15 protein-coding genes are annotated in these 19,342 nt (G+C 40.5%); 11 read left to right on the top strand and 4 right to left on the bottom strand.

Annotation, left to right across the window (positions count from 1 at the left end; translation table 11 throughout):
• The first annotated feature begins 41 nt into the window (after positions 1–41).
• The 7 genes from AC5JMK_RS24040 (at position 42) to AC5JMK_RS24010 (ending at position 10,696) form a co-directional block, all read left to right on the top strand.
• On the top strand, positions 42–821 hold the full coding sequence (locus tag AC5JMK_RS24040; protein WP_495911192.1) for a GNAT family N-acetyltransferase: 780 nt from the start codon (positions 42–44) through the stop codon (positions 819–821).
• Positions 822–1,098: 277 nt separating this feature from the next.
• The gene (gene gcvT, locus AC5JMK_RS24035) at positions 1,099–2,235 is read left to right on the top strand and encodes a glycine cleavage system aminomethyltransferase GcvT (RefSeq protein ID WP_096677408.1); all 1,137 of its coding nucleotides are present in this window, start codon (positions 1,099–1,101) and stop codon (positions 2,233–2,235) included.
• A 147-nt stretch (positions 2,236–2,382) separates the two neighbouring features.
• Complete coding sequence (gcvH, locus tag AC5JMK_RS24030) at positions 2,383–2,769, top strand: glycine cleavage system protein GcvH (protein WP_096677407.1); 387 nt, start codon at positions 2,383–2,385, stop codon at positions 2,767–2,769.
• 54 nt (positions 2,770–2,823) lie between these two features.
• A complete protein-coding gene (locus AC5JMK_RS24025; RefSeq protein ID WP_495911191.1) occupies positions 2,824–3,093 on the top strand; it encodes a hypothetical protein in 270 nt (89 codons plus the stop codon).
• 207 nt (positions 3,094–3,300) lie between these two features.
• Positions 3,301–6,240 (top strand): aminomethyl-transferring glycine dehydrogenase, encoded by a 2,940-nt coding sequence (gene gcvP / locus AC5JMK_RS24020; RefSeq protein ID WP_495911190.1) that lies wholly within the window; start codon positions 3,301–3,303, stop codon positions 6,238–6,240.
• A 344-nt stretch (positions 6,241–6,584) separates the two neighbouring features.
• Positions 6,585–9,425: a GAF domain-containing protein gene (locus AC5JMK_RS24015; protein ID WP_096677404.1), complete on the top strand. Its 2,841-nt coding sequence runs from the start codon at positions 6,585–6,587 to the stop codon at positions 9,423–9,425.
• Between the two features lie 47 nt (positions 9,426–9,472).
• Positions 9,473–10,696 carry a caspase family protein gene (locus tag AC5JMK_RS24010; RefSeq protein ID WP_096677403.1) on the top strand — a complete coding sequence of 408 codons (1,224 nt, stop codon included), beginning with the start codon at positions 9,473–9,475 and terminating at the stop codon, positions 10,694–10,696.
• 219 nt (positions 10,697–10,915) lie between these two features.
• Here AC5JMK_RS24010 and infC read toward each other — a convergent pair whose 3' ends face one another.
• The gene (infC, locus tag AC5JMK_RS24005; RefSeq protein WP_495911206.1) at positions 10,916–11,383 is read right to left on the bottom strand and encodes a translation initiation factor IF-3; all 468 of its coding nucleotides are present in this window, start codon (positions 11,381–11,383) and stop codon (positions 10,916–10,918) included.
• Positions 11,384–11,661: 278 nt separating this feature from the next.
• Between infC and AC5JMK_RS24000 the strand changes: the two genes are divergently transcribed.
• A complete protein-coding gene (locus tag AC5JMK_RS24000; RefSeq protein ID WP_495911189.1) occupies positions 11,662–12,456 on the top strand; it encodes an HAD family hydrolase in 795 nt (264 codons plus the stop codon).
• Positions 12,457–12,716: 260 nt separating this feature from the next.
• Here AC5JMK_RS24000 and AC5JMK_RS23995 read toward each other — a convergent pair whose 3' ends face one another.
• Positions 12,717–13,877, bottom strand: coding sequence for a glycosyltransferase family 4 protein (locus AC5JMK_RS23995; RefSeq protein WP_096677400.1), 1,161 nt, complete (start codon positions 13,875–13,877; stop codon positions 12,717–12,719).
• A 416-nt stretch (positions 13,878–14,293) separates the two neighbouring features.
• Between AC5JMK_RS23995 and AC5JMK_RS23990 the strand changes: the two genes are divergently transcribed.
• The gene (locus AC5JMK_RS23990) at positions 14,294–15,841 is read left to right on the top strand and encodes an FAD-dependent oxidoreductase (RefSeq protein ID WP_495911188.1); all 1,548 of its coding nucleotides are present in this window, start codon (positions 14,294–14,296) and stop codon (positions 15,839–15,841) included.
• A 644-nt stretch (positions 15,842–16,485) separates the two neighbouring features.
• On the opposite strand, the gene AC5JMK_RS23985 is transcribed toward AC5JMK_RS23990, so the two are convergent.
• Both AC5JMK_RS23985 and AC5JMK_RS23980 read right to left on the bottom strand, forming a co-directional pair.
• On the bottom strand, positions 16,486–16,800 hold the full coding sequence (locus AC5JMK_RS23985; protein WP_096677398.1) for a hypothetical protein: 315 nt from the start codon (positions 16,798–16,800) through the stop codon (positions 16,486–16,488).
• 168 nt (positions 16,801–16,968) lie between these two features.
• Entirely contained in the window at positions 16,969–17,712 is a 744-nt protein-coding gene (locus tag AC5JMK_RS23980; RefSeq protein WP_096677397.1) for an ATP-binding cassette domain-containing protein, read from the bottom strand.
• Positions 17,713–17,997: 285 nt separating this feature from the next.
• Between AC5JMK_RS23980 and AC5JMK_RS23975 the strand changes: the two genes are divergently transcribed.
• Together AC5JMK_RS23975 and AC5JMK_RS23970 are read left to right on the top strand one after the other, a co-directional pair.
• Positions 17,998–18,168, top strand: coding sequence for a hypothetical protein (locus AC5JMK_RS23975; protein ID WP_495911187.1), 171 nt, complete (start codon positions 17,998–18,000; stop codon positions 18,166–18,168).
• Positions 18,169–18,297: 129 nt separating this feature from the next.
• Positions 18,298–19,140, top strand: a complete 843-nt coding sequence (locus AC5JMK_RS23970; RefSeq protein ID WP_495911186.1) for a tetratricopeptide repeat protein — start codon at positions 18,298–18,300, stop codon at positions 19,138–19,140.
• Positions 19,141–19,342 lie beyond the last annotated feature (202 nt).

Genomic DNA, 19,342 nt, shown 5'->3' with positions numbered 1-19,342 from the left:
CTATTAAGCACCTGTTTTATAAATCCTAAGTAGGAATAGAGATGAAAAAAAACTTTAACAATAGTGATGTTTCACCAAGCTCATCTTTTGCTCTACAAGATTTTCCAGTGCTGCAATCTGCAAAATATATCCTCAAGCTTGCATCCACTGAAGCTGAATTAGAATCGATTTTACGGCTACGTTTTGAAGTATTTAATATTGAGCAAGGGCTAGGATTAGCTACTTCTAATGTTAGTCAAATGGATCGAGACAAGTTTGATGCAGTTTTCCATCACTTCATGCTCATCTCTAAAGAAACAAAAAAAACAATCGGAACTTATCGATTGCAAACCTACACAATGGCTTCTGAAGCTTTCGGATTTTATGCCGCTAAAGAATATAATCTCAATGACATTCCTGATTTGATCATCAAAGCATCTGTGGAAATTGGGCGTGTATGCATAGCAAGAGAACATCGCAATCTTCAAGCACTGTTATTACTTTATCAAGGGCTACTCAATTATCTGAATTTGAGTGGTAATCAATATTGTTTTGGATGTACTTTATTACCAACACTATGTCCTGTGCAAGCTGCTTGTACTTATAATTATTTTCAGCAGAATAACTTAATGCATTCAAGTATTTTAGTTTATCCCAATGCAGAATATCTTCTCGAACTTCCTCAGCAATATCCAGATTCATCTGATGTTGAAATTCCGAATATTTTGCAGGTATATTTTAATATGGGGGCAAAAATCTGTAGTCTCCCAGCAGTTTATCGACAGTTTAAAGTAATTGATTTTTTAACTATATTAGACAGTGCAAATTTTGCTAAATTGTAGAAACGCCAGGACATAATGTATTTTCTGTAATTAGAAGTGCGATCGCCTGTAGTGTCATTTGTGTAGTGAGCATCCTAAATGTTTAAAATCCCTTGGAAATCTGGAGCTAGACAAACTAAGTCCGCCTACACAGACTTCCAGTCTGCGGGTATTTTTCAAAAATTCGGATGCTCCCTTTGTATATTTGTAGTTCACACAATACAGGCGATCCGCAACCCCGTACTCGAATCAATCTCGTAGGATATATAAATGTTGACCTACGACAACAAAATTACCCGTGGCTAAACCAGAAGAAAACATTGTTTCCTTATCTCGAACCCCTCTATATATCCTCGCCCAAGAATTAAAAGCACGACTCACCAGCTTTGGCGGTTGGGAAATGCCAGTACAATTTAGTGGCATTACTACAGAACATCATGCTGTTAGAAATGCAGCAGGAATGTTTGATATTTCCCACATGGGTAAATTTACTTTACAAGGGAAATATCTGATTTCTCAACTGCAAACATTAGTACCTTCAGACCTCAGTCGGTTACAACCAGGTCAAGCCCAATACACAGTATTGTTAAATTCCGAAGCTGGTATCATCGACGACATTATTTTTTACTACCAGGGAGAAAACTCTGCTGGCGAACAACAGGGAGTAATCATAGTCAATGCAGCCACAACCAACAAAGACAAAACATGGTTACTTCAGCATCTTGATACTACAGACATCAAATTCCAAGACCTTTCACCAGAAAAAGTATTAATCGCCGTTCAAGGACCAAAAGCAGTAGCATATCTTCAACCCTTGGTACAAGCAGACTTAACTTCTGTCAAAGCTTTCGGTCATCTGGAAACAAAACTACTAGGTAAACCAGCTTTCCTTGCCCGCACAGGCTACACTGGAGAAGATGGATTTGAAGTCATGCTCGACCCAGAAGCGGGTATAGAATTATGGCAGAGTTTGCTTCAGGCTGGTGTCATTCCCTGTGGACTTGGTGCAAGGGATACCCTGCGACTAGAAGCAGCAATGGCACTTTACGGGCAAGACATTGATGATACCACCACACCCTTAGAAGCAGGTTTAGGTTGGTTGGTACATCTTGATACCAAAGGAGATTTTATCGGGCGTCCGATTTTGGAACGACAAAAAGCTGCGGGAGTACAGCGTCGATTAGTAGGTTTACAAATGCAAGGACGCAATATTGCCCGTCATGGCTACCAAGTATTATCAGCAGGAATAGTTATAGGAGAGGTGACAAGTGGTACACTATCACCTACACTTACTTATCCTATTGCCCTAGCTTATGTTCCTACCCAGCTAGCAACTGTTGGTCAGCAGCTAGATATAGAAATTCGCGGTAAAACATACCCAGCCCTAGTGGTTAAGAAACCTTTTTACCGTTCTCCAAATCGGATTACAAACTAGCCATTTGTCATTTGTCATTGGTAAGGTTTTCAATCATGTTCTATTTGTTCTCACCGACTGACTTAATTGCTAATTGCTAATAATGTCTTTACCATTAGCCATTAGTTGTTATCCTGTTCATTTTTTTTACGTGGAAAGGGAAGTGATATGTCTTTGGAATATCCACAAGATTTAAGATACTTGGATACTCATGAATATGTACGCTTAGAAGGTGAAATCGCCACAATTGGTATCACCAGCTTTGCTGTAAATCAACTGGGTGATGTTGTATTTTTGGAATTACCAGAGATTGGTGATGCTGTCACCAAAGGAGACAAAATTGGTACAATTGAATCAGTAAAAGCCGTTGAAGACTTAAACTCACCAGTAACTGGTACTGTTATAGAACGTAACGAGGAAATGATCGAATCTCCCGAACATATAGCAGAAGATCCCTACGGTGAGGGATGGTTTATTAAAGTAAGAGTCAATGACCCTGGTGAAATTGATGATGCACTCACAGCGCAGGAATATAGTGCTGAGGTGGAGGGGTAGAGTTTTGCAGAGGCGGGGATGCGGGATGCGGTAACACCAAGAGGCGTTAAACTCATGCCACTTGTCTCGGCAGTAGGATTTCGCGGCCATTGGGCAGTAAACAACTATTTGTATTTCGCTGATGAGTCTTTGATACTCGACGACGAGTCTTTGATACTCGAAGACGAGTCTTTGATACTCGACGACAAGTCTTTGATACTCGAAGACGGGTCTTTGATACTCGACGACGAGTCTTTGATACTCGACGACGAGTCTTTGATACTCGACGACGGGTCTTTGATACTCGACGACGGGTCTTTGATACTCGACAACAGGGGAGAGTAAAAGACAAGAGAGAATCTATCAAAAATATTCTCCCTTGTTCCCCTTGTCTCCCTTGTCCCCTTTGTCCCTCTTGTCCCCCTTCCCTTCCTTGTCCCAATACGGTTCAAAGAAATTTGATGAAATTTAGGTGAATTGATACTTTAGATCCAAACACCTTAAATATACTTATTGCAAAATATTAAATAGTAACGTCTGGAGAAGCTCTTTGTGGTAGTATCTGCTCCTCGTCCCCAGTCAGGTAATCAACCAATTCTGGGCGAAAGCACTGAAAAATCAAGTGATTTTAAGCAAAGACATATTGGCCCTAACGCCGATGACATGCAGCAAATGCTGGATCTAGTAGGGGTGTCTTCCGTAGATGCCTTGATTAATAAAACAGTACCGCAGTCCATTCGGCTATCTCGTGCTTTAAATTTGCCAGAAGCCCTAAGTGAGTATACAGCACTGGCAAAGTTAAAAGATATTGGTTTAAAAAACCAAATTTTCCGCTCATTTATTGGTATGGGATATTACGACACTATCACCCCGGCGGTGATCCAGCGTAATATCCTGGAAAACCCTGGTTGGTACACTGCCTATACTCCTTATCAGCCAGAAATTGCCCAAGGGCGATTAGAAGCGCTGTTGAATTTCCAAACCATGATTATTGATCTCACAGGTTTGGAAATTGCTAATGCTTCACTATTAGATGAAGCAACAGCCGCAGCCGAAGCTATGAGTATGAGCTATGGTATTTGCAAAAATAAAGCAAATGCCTTTTTTGTCTCTCAAGATTGTCATCCCCAAACTATTGATGTGTTGCAAACACGGGCTAGACCATTGGGAATCGAGATTATAATTGGCGATCATCAATCTTTTGATTTCTCAGAATCGATTTTTGGGGCAGTTCTGCAATATCCTGCTAGCGATGGCACTGTTTACAACTACCGCGCTTTTGTAGAAAAAGCCCATGCTGTGGGAGCATTGGTAACGGTAGCAGCAGATCCGTTAAGCCTTACACTATTGACACCTCCGGGTGAATTTGGTGCTGATATCGCAGTTGGTAGTACTCAGCGCTTCGGTATTCCTTTGGGTTACGGTGGTCCCCATGCGGCATACTTTGCTACCAAAGAAGAGTACAAGCGGCAAGTACCAGGGCGGATTGTCGGCGTCTCCAAAGACGTCCAAGGTAAGCCAGCATTACGTTTGACTTTGCAAACCCGCGAACAACACATCCGTAGAGAAAAAGCTACTAGTAATATTTGTACAGCACAGGTATTGTTAGCGGTGATGGCCAGTATGTATGCTGTCTATCACGGCCCCGCAGGACTGAAAAAAATAGCCGAGAATATCCACACCTTGACTGTCACCTTGGCTGCTGGATTAAAACACCTGGGCTACAAAATTAGTTCTGAAAGTTTCTTTGATACTATCCGCGTAGAACTAGGAACACGCAGTTTCAAAGAAATTCTCGCTGCTTGCGAAGCTAAGAAAATTAACCTGCGGATTTTTGATGAAACTGCTGTAGGTATTTCGCTCGACGAAACCACCACAGTTGAAGATGTTCACAATCTACTAGAAATTTTCGCCTTTGGGAATGAGTTTACTCTCCTCACCTTAACCCCTAATCTTCCCCTTAAGCGCGAAAGCGCCTACCTCACTCACCCCATTTTCAACTCCTATCACTCAGAAACCGAGTTGTTGCGTTACCTGCACAAGCTGGAAACAAAGGACTTGTCGTTAACGACATCAATGATTCCTTTGGGGTCATGTACGATGAAATTAAATGCGACATCAGAGATGATTCCAGTCAGTTGGGCAGAATTTGCCAAAATTCATCCCTTTGCGCCGCAATCACAAACTCAGGGTTATCAAATTCTTTTCCAGCAGTTGGAAGAATGGTTAGCTGAGATTACTGGGTTTGCGGGAATTTCTCTGCAACCAAATGCTGGTTCCCAAGGTGAATACACAGGGTTGCTGGTGATTCGCCAGTATCACGAAAGTCGTGGGGAAGCACACCGCAATGTTTGCTTAATTCCCACATCTGCTCACGGAACTAACCCCGCAAGTGCAGTAATGTGCGGGATGAAAGTAGTAGCTGTGGCTTGCGATCGCCAAGGTAATATTGATGTGGATGATCTCAAGGCAAAAGCCGAAAAACACAGCCATGAACTCGCTGCTTTGATGGTGACTTATCCTTCGACTCACGGCGTGTTTGAAGAAGCAATTCAGGAAATTTGTGCTGTTGTTCATGCCCACGGTGGACAAGTGTACATGGATGGAGCGAATATGAATGCTCAGGTGGGACTTTGTCGCCCTGGAGATATTGGGGCTGATGTTTGTCACTTGAACCTGCACAAAACTTTCTGTATTCCCCACGGTGGTGGTGGCCCTGGTATGGGGCCGATTGGCGTAGCAATCCATTTAGTAGAATTCTTGCCTGGAAACGCTGTTATTGCAATGCAAGAATACAATCCAAAATCTATAGACGCGATAGCGGCTTCTCGTAGAGTAATCCAAAATCCAAAATCGATAGGGGCGGTTTCGGCTGCACCTTGGGGTAGCGCCAGCATCTTGGTAATTTCTTGGATGTACATTGCGATGATGGGTGCAGGTGGTTTGACTGATGCTACGAAAGTGGCTATTGTTAATGCCAACTATATTGCCAAGCGTTTGGAAGCACACTATCCTATTTTGTATCAAGGCAAAAATGGGTATGTTGCCCACGAGTGTATTTTAGATTTGCGATCGCTCAAAAAATCTAGCAACATCGAAATTGATGATATCGCTAAACGCTTGATGGACTACGGCTTCCACGCGCCTACTGTTTCTTGGCCTGTAGCAGGTACAATCATGGTGGAACCTACCGAAAGCGAATCGAAACAAGAGTTAGATCGATTCTGCGATACGATGATTAGTATTCGTCAAGAAGTTGCTGAAATTGAAGCAGGTAAGGCGGATTTGCAAAATAATGTCCTGAAAAATGCACCGCACACCGCCGAAAGTTTAATTATCGGAGAATGGAATCATCCTTATTCTCGTGAACAGGCTGCTTACCCTGCACCTTGGACACGCGAACACAAATTCTGGCCTGCTGTTGGGCGTATTGATGCGGCTTTTGGGGACAGGAATTTTGTTTGTTCTTGTCTACCAATGGATGCGTATTAAGTTCGTTAACAATCATGCCTCACTCTAAAAGGGTGGGGTCATAGCCACAAAGCCTGCTGAAGCAGGCTTTTATGTTATTATTATTTATATCACCTCATAGTAGCCTTCATTAAGTACTATCGTTTTGAAAAAATTTTTTGAGCAAGTCTTTTTTCGGAAACTAATGTTTGCTTCGTGAAGTTAAGAACTACTACCTTTTAGCTTTTGTTAATCTCCACTGCTGAAATTAATCGGTTGAGAAATCTTAAATTCAAGCTATACACCGTTAATGGTGTCTAATTTGTGCAATCAGTTGAATTGTCAGTCAGACACTTAATTCATCAAAGTTAAAAATAAGGGATGCTATGGTTGCTGATAGAGAAAAACCAGAAGAAGTAAAAGTATTTGAACAAGAAATTCTGGAAGCTGAAAATCAGATAGCACAGGCAACCTCAAAACTGTTTTTTCTGGAAGATATCCTTGACAATATTTGTCATGAAATTCAATCTGTGCTGGGCTTCGACTTTGCCACCATATCCTTGGTGATGCCAGCACACAATACCATTGAGACAGTACATGGAATTGGCATTCCCAAAAACAATTGGTTCAATCAAGCAAGACATTATATAGAAGAAGATCAAGAGTTACGAGATATTCAAGCAGATGTAGTCCAAACTCGTCAAACCGAAATTATATCTGGATGGGACAAGCGATTTGATCGCTGGCTCTACGAAACATTTCACCATCAGCATTTCATTCGTATTTTTACACCTATTATCCTGATCAGAGATGAAACTGGAAAAGTAATTGAAGATTGGTTTGAACACTATGACTGGGAGAATAACTTTATTCCTAGACAAACAATTGGAGGAGAAAAAAATACTACGATTCAGATGAATCAATTACCTAGATTTGCTGTACCTAAAGTTATTGGTACTATAGAAGCAGGCTACAAAAACTCTGAAATACCTATTACATATAAACAAGCAGTTACTCTGGCTAAACTTGTTGGTCAAAAAGCACTAGATATTCGTCAAGCACGTTTACCTTATGTTTTAGAAGTTATTTCTGAGAACGCTAGGCGTATTTTGCGAGCTGATTGGTCTACACTGCATTTTCTCTGGAATCGAGATCAAAACCGCTACGTATACGATATCTGTATCGGCTGTATAAATAATCTGTTCACACAGAACAATCCACCTCGTAAAGAAGGGTTAGGCTGGCAAGCAATCCGTGACAGACAACCTCAATTTATTAGCAGTTCCGAGCCAGAATTCTTTAATCCGACAGCATATCGTGAAGGAACCAGAGCATATGCCGCTTTTCCATTGCTGTTCGATGGCAAACAGGGATTGATACATCGCGAAATCTCCACTGACACACATGAAAATAATAGTGGTCGAAAAAAATCTGACTCCAGTTATGTCGGAGTCCTTTATATTCATTTCCTGCGCGAGCATCAATTAGATGATGATGAGTTGCGTTGGGGAGAACTCTTTGCTAACCGGGCTGTTGATGCTATATGGCACGCTATTATATATCAACAGATGCGCGATAAAGCACGTCAATTAAGTACTCTCCACTCAGTTACTCAATCCCTCAATCAGATACCAGAAAACAGTGATTTACTAAAGCACATTGCTTGGAATACTTTAAACGTGCTGGCAGCAGATGTTGTCACTATCTACGCATATATTCAGGCTGAAAAGCAATTTTTGACACCACCTAGTATTGCCGGACGCCTCAGAGCAGAACAGGAAATGAGTAAAGAGATTAGTCAACAAGATGTACCATTTCTATTGATCGCGCATGGAAAGAATGTCTATGCTCCACAGTTTGAAAAATCTATCTTTAAAAATTCACCTTTTACCAAGCGGGAAAATATCAAGTCTGTGGCTGGTGTCTTGCTGAAGGTAGACACAGATATTGTGGGGGTCATGTTTATTAGCTATCGCAGATCTCACAGTTTCTCTAAAGAGGAAATACAAATTATTGATTCCTTAGCTGCTTCAGCTGCGATCGCGATCAAAAACCAACGATGGTTGCAAACTTTAGGTGATATTGATCGTGAAATTATAACTACTTTAGACCAAGAAGAACTCTTAAGGCTAATTGTGCAGCGAGCAGTACAAATCACAGGGGCAGATTTGGGAATTATTCGCCACTTAGATCCAATCAGCCAGAAATTAGTTGCACAGACTAGGCATCCTGCTGATGAGCCAGTTGAATTAAATTTAACATCTATAAAGATGGATGAAGGGGTGGCTGGTTGGGTCGCAAGACATCGCCAACCAGCATTAGTTGATGATGTTCGGACTGACTCACGCTATAAAGCCTATTTTGTTAATACTCTTTCAGAGTTATGTGTACCTCTTCTTGATCAAGATGGTCGTGTAGTTGGTGTACTAAATGTAGAAAGTCGTAAGACTAATGCATTCGATCAAAGAGATTTACAAAGGTTAGAAGTTTTAGCTGATCTTGCTGTTATTGCAATTCAGAATGCGGAAAGTAAAGAAAAGCTTGCCAAAATGGAAACCATGGCTGCTGTTGGTGATTTAACCAGCCAAATTCTGCATCGCATGAATAATGATGTTGGTGCGTTTAAAGAATTCCTACAAGAAACTATTGATAGCCTCGATAGAGGTGATATTAATGATGCAAGAGATACATTGAACCGGATTCGGCTTTTAGTAGATCGAGTTCGTGACAATCTCCGAGGGATGAAAGTTTATAAGCAAGAAAGTCCCCAAGTTATCAATCTCTACCAAGTCATTCTCGAAGTTCTAAATCAAATACAAATCCCATCTGAAGTTATCCAAACAATTGATCTAGAATCCAATTTGCATGAAGTGTTTGGTGGTAAACAGCAATTACTAGGTGTGTTTGATAATCTCATCCGAAATGCTATTGATGCTATGCCTGATGGAGGTGTACTTTCCATCAGTGGCAAAAGCGTAGAGCGAGAAAGAAAGCTCTGGATAGAATTGCAAATTTCTGATACTGGTTTAGGCATTAGTAAAGAAGACCGTGAAAAAATTTTTCAACTAGGATTTACAACCAAGAGTAATCGTGGCAGGATGGGTTTTGGATTATGGTGGACTCAAAGTCAGATAGAAAGCTTAGACGGACATTTAACAGTAAATAGCATAGTTGGTGAGGGAACACAATTTACTGTAATATTGCCAGCATGTAATCCGGAGGTTTAAGTTGAGATTCGGCATCAAGTACCAGAAGCAATATAAAGGAGAAGTTTATGGCGGAGTACAAAATTCTTCTGGTTGAGGATGACTTATTTTGGCAGGATCTTCTTGAACGTAAGATTCGCCTTGCTTTGCGAGGTATTGATGACCCAAAGAGTGCCATTACAATTGTCGAACTTTTCGATCAAGCTTATAACACTATCAAAAATGATTGCTGGCATCTACTAGTTACTGACATTGGTCTGGGAGATCCATCAGTATCTATGCTCAAGAAAGGAATGCATTTAGCTGACCTAGCTCACGAGTTAAACATACCAGTTATTGCAGTCAGTGGAACACCAGGATTAAGTAGAAAAGATGTCAGTAACTTATACGAAAAATTTGGTATCTTTAGCTTTTTTGATAAGCTTGATTTTGATCACAGTAGTTTTATCACAAAAGTTCAAGCAGTTTTACAAAAGCAAATAACAACCTCCTCGCAACATCAAAATTCAGTCCAAAAACCATCTCAAATACCAGAGGCGATCGCTACAATCCAATCTAATTATTATGCTCTGGTAATTGGCATTGCCAATTATCATCACATCCGTCCACTCTCAAAAACAACTAATGATGCGAGTGATCTGCACGAAACGCTGATTCAAAATGGCTATAGTCAAACAAATGTCACTATTTTGCTCGATCAAGATGCTACAAAAGCCGCGATTAGTCAGAAATTAGAACTGCTTGCTAGTCATGTTAAAGCCCATGATACCGTAATCATCTTTTTCTCTGGTCATGGGGCGCGTTTATTTGGTGGCTTTTCATCAGGCGAATATTTGTGTCCAGTGGAAGCAGAAATAAACAAAATCAAGGATACATGTATTTCTGATGCAGAATTCACCAATGCTTTGCGGGCTATTCATGCTAGTCGCTTAGTTGTTTTTCTAGATAGCTGTCACTCTGGTGGGGTTGGTGAACCCAAGGATTTGCTTTATCAATTAGAAGCTGGTTTGTCAGAAAAAACCTATAATCACCTCGTTCAGGGAGAAGGACGAGTCATCATCGCCTCATGCAAATCAGATGAAGTGTCCTGGGAACTTCCAGGAATGCGGAATGGGCTATTTACTTACTACCTGTTAGAAGGAATACGTGGTAAAGTTGCTAAGGCTGATGGAACTGTTCGGATTTTTGATTTGTTTAGTTATATATCTGAACATGTACCTAAGCACAAACCTGAGCAGAATCCTTTCTTAAAGTCGCAAGCAGAAAACTTTATTGTTGCTATCACCAAATAATCTGACTTTAATTCTCAGTAGGGGGAGCATCTGCTAAATCAGTCAATTCAGACCTGGCGTAAGTTAAATAGTATAGCATTGATAACGGCTTAGAAGCCCATTCCACCAGAACAATTTTTGATTGGTGAAATGGGTTCTCGCCCGTTCAGTTTATTAAACCCTCATTTAGTTCAACTTCTTTATTGAGGGATATTTCTAAGAGATTGGTAAAAGATTAATTTAACCAGGAATGACTTGAAGAATCAGTGAGCGCTTATCAAGCGACTGAACTTTACCCACTGAAGTGAGATCATCGACAATGCGGTCTAGTAATTTTCCAGCTTGATCACGATATTGATGTTCTCGACCTCGTAAACGAATGGCAAACTTTACTGAATCGCCTTTACTTAACCACTGAGCCGCTTGATTAATACGTAAATTGTAATCAGCCGCACCCACATTTGGACGGAATCGTACTTCCTTTACTGTGGGTCTAGCACTCTGGGTCTGACGTTTTTTCTTTTGATACTGAAGCTTACCATAGTTGAGAATCTTCGCCACTGGAGTATCTTTGCTTTGAGAGACTACAACCAGGTCAAGATCCACACTCTGGGCTAGCTCTAGAGCTTCACGGGTGTCTATCAGACCACGATTGTTATTTTCATGGTCAATCAATAAGACTTGAGGTGACTTGATTTGGGAGTTAATAAGTTGCTTTTGGACTACGATAATGATTTCCTCTCAATTTTTCAAGAGTTTAATTTTACTAGTAATACTAAGGTAACACAACGTTAAGTGTGAGCAAGCTAGTGTATCACCAAAAATTGGGTTAGCTAGTAGTCTGTCAATTTTCAGTTTACGGGAAAAGGAAAAAGTAAAATCCTCAACAGTGAAAAACTGTCCGTCACAATAAACTTGAGAGTACATGATTCAGCAGCTTGATGAATACGTTAAGCTGACGACAGCAGCTTTAATCAAAAAAAACAATGGCAAATATTCCCTCAATTCTCGCCTTGGACTTTGATGGTGTAATTTGCGACGGACTAATTGAATATTTTGAGGTAGCATGGCGTACTTATTGCCAAGTTTGGTTCCCCGCTAACGAAACACCACCAGATGATTTGGCTTCTCAATTTTATCGACTCAGACCCGTAATTGAAACAGGTTGGGAAATGCCTGTTTTAGTCAAAGCTTTGTTAGAGGGAATTGCAGAAGTAGAAATTCTCCAAAATTGGCATAATATTAACCAGAAAATTGTACTTCAAGACAATCTCAATGCTAAACAAATCAGTACCACATTAGATAAATTACGCGATGAATGGATTGCTAATGATTTAGAAAGTTGGTTGAGTTTGCATCAATTTTATCCAGGTGTAATTGACAAACTTCAATCGACAATTGCCAGCACAAGCAAATTATATATTATTTCTACAAAAGAAGGACGTTTTGTCCAGCAATTATTCCAGCAAGAAGGAGTAAATTTAGGTTCAGAAAAGATTTTCGGTAAAGAAGTGAAACGTCCCAAATATGAAATTTTACGAGAATTAATTCAATTGCACAAAGTCCCACAAGAAACAGTCTGGTTTGTGGAAGATCGATTAAAAACATTACAGTTAGTAGACCAGCAAACAGACCTGAAAGATGTAAAACTCTTCCTAGCAGACTGGGGTTACAATACTCCTTTAGAAAAAACTACAGCCCAAAATGATCCACGCATTCAACTATTATCACTTTCTCAATTTGGGCAAGATTTTTCGCAATGGTTAGTTGTTAGTGGATAGCAGGGTGGTTTCATACGAAAAAAGAAAAATATGGAAGTCTGTATTTCTCGTTTTGAAGCATAGATTTTTACCCCTCTCCAAACCTCTCCCCTTATTAAGGGGAGAGGCTTTAAAAGAAGATTTTAATTTTCTCTGCTTGTATGAAACCACCCTGGGTTAGTTGTTAGTGGATAGGGGTGTAAAATCTGGATTTGTTGCAAACCGAGGTTTTGCCCTTAACGTACAAAATACCCAGAGAACGCAGCAGAAGTACAAATAAATTAAGATAATTCCTGTTGTAATCGCTTGTGAAAGGCTTCAATTCCAAAATTCGCGATCGCCATTTCTCGCAACCACTCACCGTTACAACGTTGATCTTCGCCTTTGAGGATTTCAATACAAGCCGCAGCTACAGCATTTGGATCGCGGTGTGGGACTCGCCATCCAAGTTTACCATCTTGTAGTGGCTCGGCGGAACCGTCGGCATCACCAGATAGTACGGGTACACCACAAGCCATTGCTTCTAAATAGACAATCCCAAACCCTTCCTGAGAAGGCATAATGTAAGCATCAGCTAGGCGGTAGTGTTCCACTAGTTCTTCTGTAGGGACAAATCCAGCAAACACAACGCGATCGCTAACTCCCAAATCTTGTGCTAACTTGGCAAGACGAGGTTGATCATCACCACGACCGATCACTAAATATTTCACTTCTGGGAAAACTTGAGCTATTTGTGGTAAGGCTTGAATTGTGATATCTACGCCTTTGTAAATATCACCAGACCACAACCGGGCTACAGTCATTAATACTTTAGCTTTTTGTAAACTATAGCGTTCGATGAAATTAGCTGGTTTTTCTCCAGGAGTCAGGCGATCGCTATCCACAGCACAAGGTAAAATTTTGACGCGATCGCGATTAAGATGATTGGCTATACAGGCAACCTCACGAGTGTAGCGGCTAATTGTCCAAACTTGCGCTGCTTTTTGCAAACTGGATTGCATGAACTTTGGTAATGGTTCCCAAACCTCTTTACCATAGGTGATCACAGTATAAGGAATTCCCAAAAATTGGCATAACATCCCTACCAAAGGCGCTAGCTTGATATGACCACAAAAAACACGCTGGGGTCGTTGTTGGATCAAATGATTGAGTAATGCGACCGCCATTTTCACTCGTCCAAGTTGAGGAGACGAAGTTTTAAAATAATGAAATTGGCAGCGTTCAGATGTAAAAGGATTGGTGCAATCAGGGGCATCACGTAATATAAATATATCTGCATGTATTGGTTTAGCTAATTGCAAATAGGCTTGAAAAATATCTTTGACATAAGATTGAATTCCACCTTCATAGGAAAAAATTTCCAAAAAGACGAATACATGGTTAACTGGTGTATTGATTGATTGGTTTAAATCTAAGTTTTCTTGGATTGGTGAAGTTAGCATTTGTAATAAGACTCGTGATTATTAAAATCTAGAAAATATCACAATAAAAATACAATACATCCGATTAAATTTTACTTCGGATATATATAACTATGATGCTTTCAAATCCTAGCAAATTCGTTCTTGAAAACCGAATGTTGACTTTACGGAATAGAATATTTTTTTGAGTTGGTACTTAATATTCTATTTACAGGCTTTTGACTAAACTAAGTAATTATTCTGAAAAGGGGGAGTTAATTTTTTGTCATAATTTTGGGGTTGTACCAGACGCGATTATACTCTTACGAGCGTCTACGCGTCTGTACAATTATTAGGATTATACAAATGCTAAGGCTGTGATTTCGGAAATGAGAAAATGGGGAATGGGGAAGGAGTCGCTAGGATCAAGATTAGTAACTTTGCTGGGATGAAGTTCTATGTCTTTAACTGAGGAAATTCTTTCGCAATTACCGGGTGATGTTTTGGGGGGGTTGCGTCGGAGCGATCGCATCTTAACATCAATTAGAGAAGGTAAAATTCCTGTACCGACGGCAGTTAAAGAAAATCAACAACAATTGGGTGCTGTTGATTGGGATGTGTTGATTTGTGGTGGCACTTTAGGAATTTTAATTGGTTGTGCTTTAGCTGTGCAAGGATTCCGGGTGGCGTTACTCGAACGGGGGATATTGCGGGGAAGAGATCAAGAATGGAATATCTCTCGCCAAGAATTAGCAGTTTTTTTAAAATTATCTTTATTAACAGATGCAGAATTGAAACAAGCGATCGCCACAGAATACAATCCAGCCAGAGTCGGGTTTGACAATGGTGTAGAAATTTGGGTGGAAAACGTCTTAAATATTGGTGTAGACCCAGTGTATCTACTGGAAACATTAAAACAGCGATTTCTGGCTGTCGGCGGAAAGTTATTTGAAAACACGCCTTTTGAAGAAGCAGTGATTCATCCAGATGGAGTCATAGTTAACAATCAATACAAAGCCAGATTGTTAATTGACGCGATGGGACATTTTTCTCCGATTAGCCAACAAGCGCGACAAGGACAAAAACCAGATGCGGTGTGCTTGGTGGTTGGGAGTTGCGCCCAAGGTTTTCCCGAAAATCACACTGGCGATTTAATCTTATCTTTGACACCGATTCAAAAACAATGCCAATATTTTTGGGAAGCTTTCCCCGCCAGAGATGGTAGAACAACTTATATGTTTACTTATATGGATGCAGATCCACGACATATAGGATTAGAAGCTTTGTTTGCAGACTATCTGCGCTTGCTGCCAAAATACCAAAATGTGGAATTGTCACAGTTAACCTTGCAAAGGGCGCTATTTGGTTTCTTTCCCTCCTATCGCCAAAGTCCCCTACATACACCCTGGAGTCGCATTCTCCCAGTTGGAGACAGCAGTGGAAATCAATCGCCTTTAAGTTTTGGTGGTTTTGGGGCGATGGTGCGTCATTTACAGCGATTAACCCACGGAATTGATGAAGCACTGCAAACGGATCAGTTATCTGCCAATGCATTAGCACTATTGCAACCATATCAACCGAGTTTGAGTGTGACTTGGTTATTTCAAAAAGCCATGAGTGTGGGTGTCAATCAAAAAATTGCGCCGGAACAAATTAACGAATTACTATCAGCAGTATTTCAGCAAATGCAAACATCAGGTGAGATAGTTTTAAAACCATTTTTACAAGATGTAGTGCAGTTTCCAGCCCTGACGCAAACCTTATTAAAAACAAACTTCGCCCATCCTGGAATTGTGGTAAAAATTATTCCCCATGTCGGTTTATTAGCTTTGTTAGATTGGCTGGTACATTATAGTAATTTGGCTGCATATTCTGCGTTGTTTTGGCTCAGTCAAAATTTTGCACCCTGGGAGAAATATTTACCCAACACTTCTAAATATTACTGGCATCGTTGGGTTGATGCTTGGAAGTATGGTTCTGGTGGTGATTATGAGAAAGGGGAATAGGGGATTGGGGATTGGGGAAGGTAGGGGTCCCCTTTGGGGAACTCGGGGCCCCCACTCCCCCCAAGGGAGTGGGGATTAGGGGCGAAGGGGTAATGGGGATCGGGGATCGAAAAAGGTGGTGCGTAGACACGCAGTGGCTTATCGTCAGATATCGCTTTTTGTTCTTCTCTAGAATAGTGGGATCTGGTTTGGGAGGGAGTATCGCAAATGTTCAAAACCGCCTGCGATTGAAATCGCAGTCTCATAGCTAAACTCTGCTGAAGCAGACTGTTTGATTTGTTTGAGTGCGATTGATCACGCTTGAAACGAGAAATTTCCAGGTTGGAACGAGAAATTTCCAGGTTGAAACGAGAAATTTCTAGGTTGAAACGAGAAATTTCTCACTTGAAACGACAACATTCTCACCTGAAACGAGAATATTCTCACTGAAAATAAGAATATTCCCACTTGAAACGAGAATATTCTCACTGAAAACAAGAATGTTCCCACTTCAAATGAAACAAATGCGTAGGTTGGGTTGAACGGAGTGAAACCCAACAATTATAAGACTTTGATATGTTGGGTTGAGGGACGAAACCCAACCTACATTCGTATCATATTTTTTGTGAAATGGTATTAGTGGTACGATCGCCATTCATAACTCATCAACAAGCGATCGCCTTTGGTGTCGGATGTGCGATCGCACCCTCGTAAATACCTTCACGACTCACTGCATAATCAGATAATGGAAGTGCATCTGACCCAACACAAGCTGCAAAATCATCAGCTAATTGATCAGCAAGTATCTCAAATTCATCATCATGAATTTTAGTATCTGTTTTTTGTCCTAGTAATACTTCTACCGTTGGTGCAAATGCATCAGCTAATAGCTGTCGAATGGTTTGGGTATCTTGACGTGCAATACTTTCTCGCAGTTTTTGCTCTAATTCTGGTGATAATTGCAGGGTTATTGTGGTCATACCTTAATAGTACGGCTAAGAGAACGGCTCAACTTTTTTCATCTTATCAAGGTAATCAACCACCATTGTTGGGAATAAGTTTCTGCGTTCGCATTCACTTCTATCAAAAAGCGATCGCATTCTGATACCAATCTGCGTTCTAATTTAATTAAAAAAACTTGTTGAATTTCAAAGCGCTGGTTTGAGACATTGCAAAAAAGCAAGAGCTTCTGGGTGGGGCGATCGCATAAATTCTTCTGGTGTTCCCAACACTACCAATTCTCCCCCATACATTAAACCAATTCTCGATGCCAAAACAAAGGCTTCTTGAATATCATGAGTCACAAAAACAACTGTTTTACCTAACTCTTGTTGTAACCGTTTGAATTCTTGCTGCAATTCTAAGCGCGTAATCGGATCAAGGGCGCCAAAAGGTTCATCCATCAGCAATACAGGCGGATCGGCTGCTAACGCCCTCGCGACACCAACTCGTTGTCTTTGTCCTCCTGAAAGTTCGTGGGGATATCTTTGAGCAAATTTTTGTGGTTCTAAACCCACCAACTGCAACAGTTCATAAACACGGCTTTTGATGTGGTTGGGTTTCCAACGTTCTAAAGAGGGAACCAAACCGACATTCCGCTCAACTGTAAAATGAGGAAATAAACCAGTTTCTTGAATTACATAGCCAATCTTGCGCCGCAATTTAATTTCATTCCACTGGGTTGTAGGAATGTCGTTAAATAAAACTTCGCCTTGGCTGGGTGTGAACAAGCGGTTGATTAATTTCATCGTCGTAGTTTTACCGCTACCACTACGTCCAAGTAATACCAGCGCTTCTCCTTGAGGAATACTGAAATTCAGATTTGCTACCAGTGGGCGATGGTTTCGGCTAAAGGTGACATGACGAAATTCAACAGCAATCTCCTGGGACATGGATGAGTTTTTGTGGAGGTTGATTTTCTGTTATTATCTGGTATTTTGCTTTTGATTGCAGAAGATGGGGAAATTTAACGTCTTGCATTCAAAAGATATCCGCCCAGAACTAAAGTTCCGAGGCTCATAGCGAAAGTCCACTATTTGTGGACTCAATAACCCGCGCAGGCGGGTTTGGTTTGTGTAGCCGTGATTTATAATCCAATACGCTTGGTGTTAAGGATTTTTCGTCATAATTTTGGGATTGTACCAGACGCGATATATCGCGTCTGGTACAGGATTTAAATGTTAATCGATTTGTCTTATCCGAACCGTGGTGATGCACTAGGATTAATGCAACAGATAGGAGTGATCCCCATACCAGGACTAATGCTTTTTTCGCAAATGATTAAAAGCTTACTAGCTAGGCTTTTTCAAAAGTTAGCTTCTGGATTTGACAATCCTAAATATCGTTAATATTTTGATAGTTTTAAGGTTTTCAGTATGTTCCACATTAACTTCACACAGTTTTACAAAAAAATTGCGTAAACAAAACTTCCAGCAGTGTAGGTATATATAGAGCAACTAAATTAATCACTATAAAAAATGAAATTAGCATTATCAGGTCAAGTATTAGCAGGGGTTGTGGGGTTTTGTGGTGTAGCGATATTTACTTTGAGTGCATCTGTAGCGCCCGCTAATGCGACACAGATAACAAATCTTCTTAAGACAGAGCAAGCCATAACCACAAAAGCTGATGACTTTTACAATCAAGGAGTCAATAAGTATAGTCAAGGGGATTTACAAGGTGCGATCGCAGCTTTTTCCGCAGCTATTAAACTTGACCCTGATGATGTGATCTCCTATGTTAACCGGGGCTATACACGCTACGATTTAGGAGACAAAAAAGGAGCAATAGAAGACTTCAGTGCAGCAATTCGCCTCAACCCTAGTAATGCTGTTGCTTATGTCAATCGTGGATATAGCCGCTATGACTTGGGAGATAGCCAAGGAGCCATCAAAGATTACAATACAGCGATCACTCTTGATCATAGTAATACTCTTGCTTACTACAACCGAGGTTTGGCTCGTAATCAATTAGGAGACAAAAAGGGAGCAATAGAGGATTATACCACAGCAATTCGCCTCAATCCTAATGATACCCTTGCCTATGTTGGTCGAGGTAATGTCCGCGATGAACAAGGAGATCATAAAAGGGCAATAGAAGATTATAATCAAGCCCTCCGCCTTAATCCCAATGAAGCTTTTGCCTATTACAACCGAGGTGTAACTCGCTATAATCAGGCAGACTCTTCAGGAGCTTTAGAAGATTTTAAGAAATCAGCAAGTCTATTTTTAGAACAAAGAAACACTACAAAGTATCAAGAAGTTTTAGAATTAATTACTAATATTGAGCAGCAAAGAGGCGAAAGCTTGGTTCGTATTTAATCAGCCAATGTGGATTCTTAATTTTAGTTTGTAGTGAGGACTTTAGTCCTCATAATATGTTCAAAAAGCCGCCTGCGATTCAAATCGCAGGCTCATAGCAAAAGTTTGCTTAAGCAGACTATTTAATTTATTTGAGTCGTCTTCAGACGACTTGTGCTGTTAGCTAAGAGTTTAAATTCTTAGCAATATATTGGAAAAATTA

The sequence above is a fragment of the Pelatocladus sp. genome (assembly GCF_059505505.1).
Note: the sequence above shows the minus strand (reverse complement) of the source record. Positions and strands in the feature narration are given on the sequence as shown.

Coding starts and splice junctions, on each gene's coding strand:
- AC5JMK_RS24040 (WP_495911192.1), top strand. CDS start 42: ATGAAAAAAAACTTTAACAATAGTGATGTTTCACCAAGCTCATCTTTT.
- gcvH (WP_096677407.1), top strand. CDS start 2,383: ATGTCTTTGGAATATCCACAAGATTTAAGATACTTGGATACTCATGAA.
- AC5JMK_RS24025 (WP_495911191.1), top strand. CDS start 2,824: ATGCCACTTGTCTCGGCAGTAGGATTTCGCGGCCATTGGGCAGTAAAC.
- AC5JMK_RS24015 (WP_096677404.1), top strand. CDS start 6,585: ATGGTTGCTGATAGAGAAAAACCAGAAGAAGTAAAAGTATTTGAACAA.
- AC5JMK_RS24010 (WP_096677403.1), top strand. CDS start 9,473: ATGGCGGAGTACAAAATTCTTCTGGTTGAGGATGACTTATTTTGGCAG.
- AC5JMK_RS24000 (WP_495911189.1), top strand. CDS start 11,662: ATGGCAAATATTCCCTCAATTCTCGCCTTGGACTTTGATGGTGTAATT.
- AC5JMK_RS23995 (WP_096677400.1), bottom strand. CDS start 13,877: ATGCTAACTTCACCAATCCAAGAAAACTTAGATTTAAACCAATCAATC.
- AC5JMK_RS23990 (WP_495911188.1), top strand. CDS start 14,294: ATGTCTTTAACTGAGGAAATTCTTTCGCAATTACCGGGTGATGTTTTG.
- AC5JMK_RS23985 (WP_096677398.1), bottom strand. CDS start 16,800: ATGACCACAATAACCCTGCAATTATCACCAGAATTAGAGCAAAAACTG.
- AC5JMK_RS23980 (WP_096677397.1), bottom strand. CDS start 17,712: ATGTCCCAGGAGATTGCTGTTGAATTTCGTCATGTCACCTTTAGCCGA.
- AC5JMK_RS23975 (WP_495911187.1), top strand. CDS start 17,998: ATGTTAATCGATTTGTCTTATCCGAACCGTGGTGATGCACTAGGATTA.
- AC5JMK_RS23970 (WP_495911186.1), top strand. CDS start 18,298: ATGAAATTAGCATTATCAGGTCAAGTATTAGCAGGGGTTGTGGGGTTT.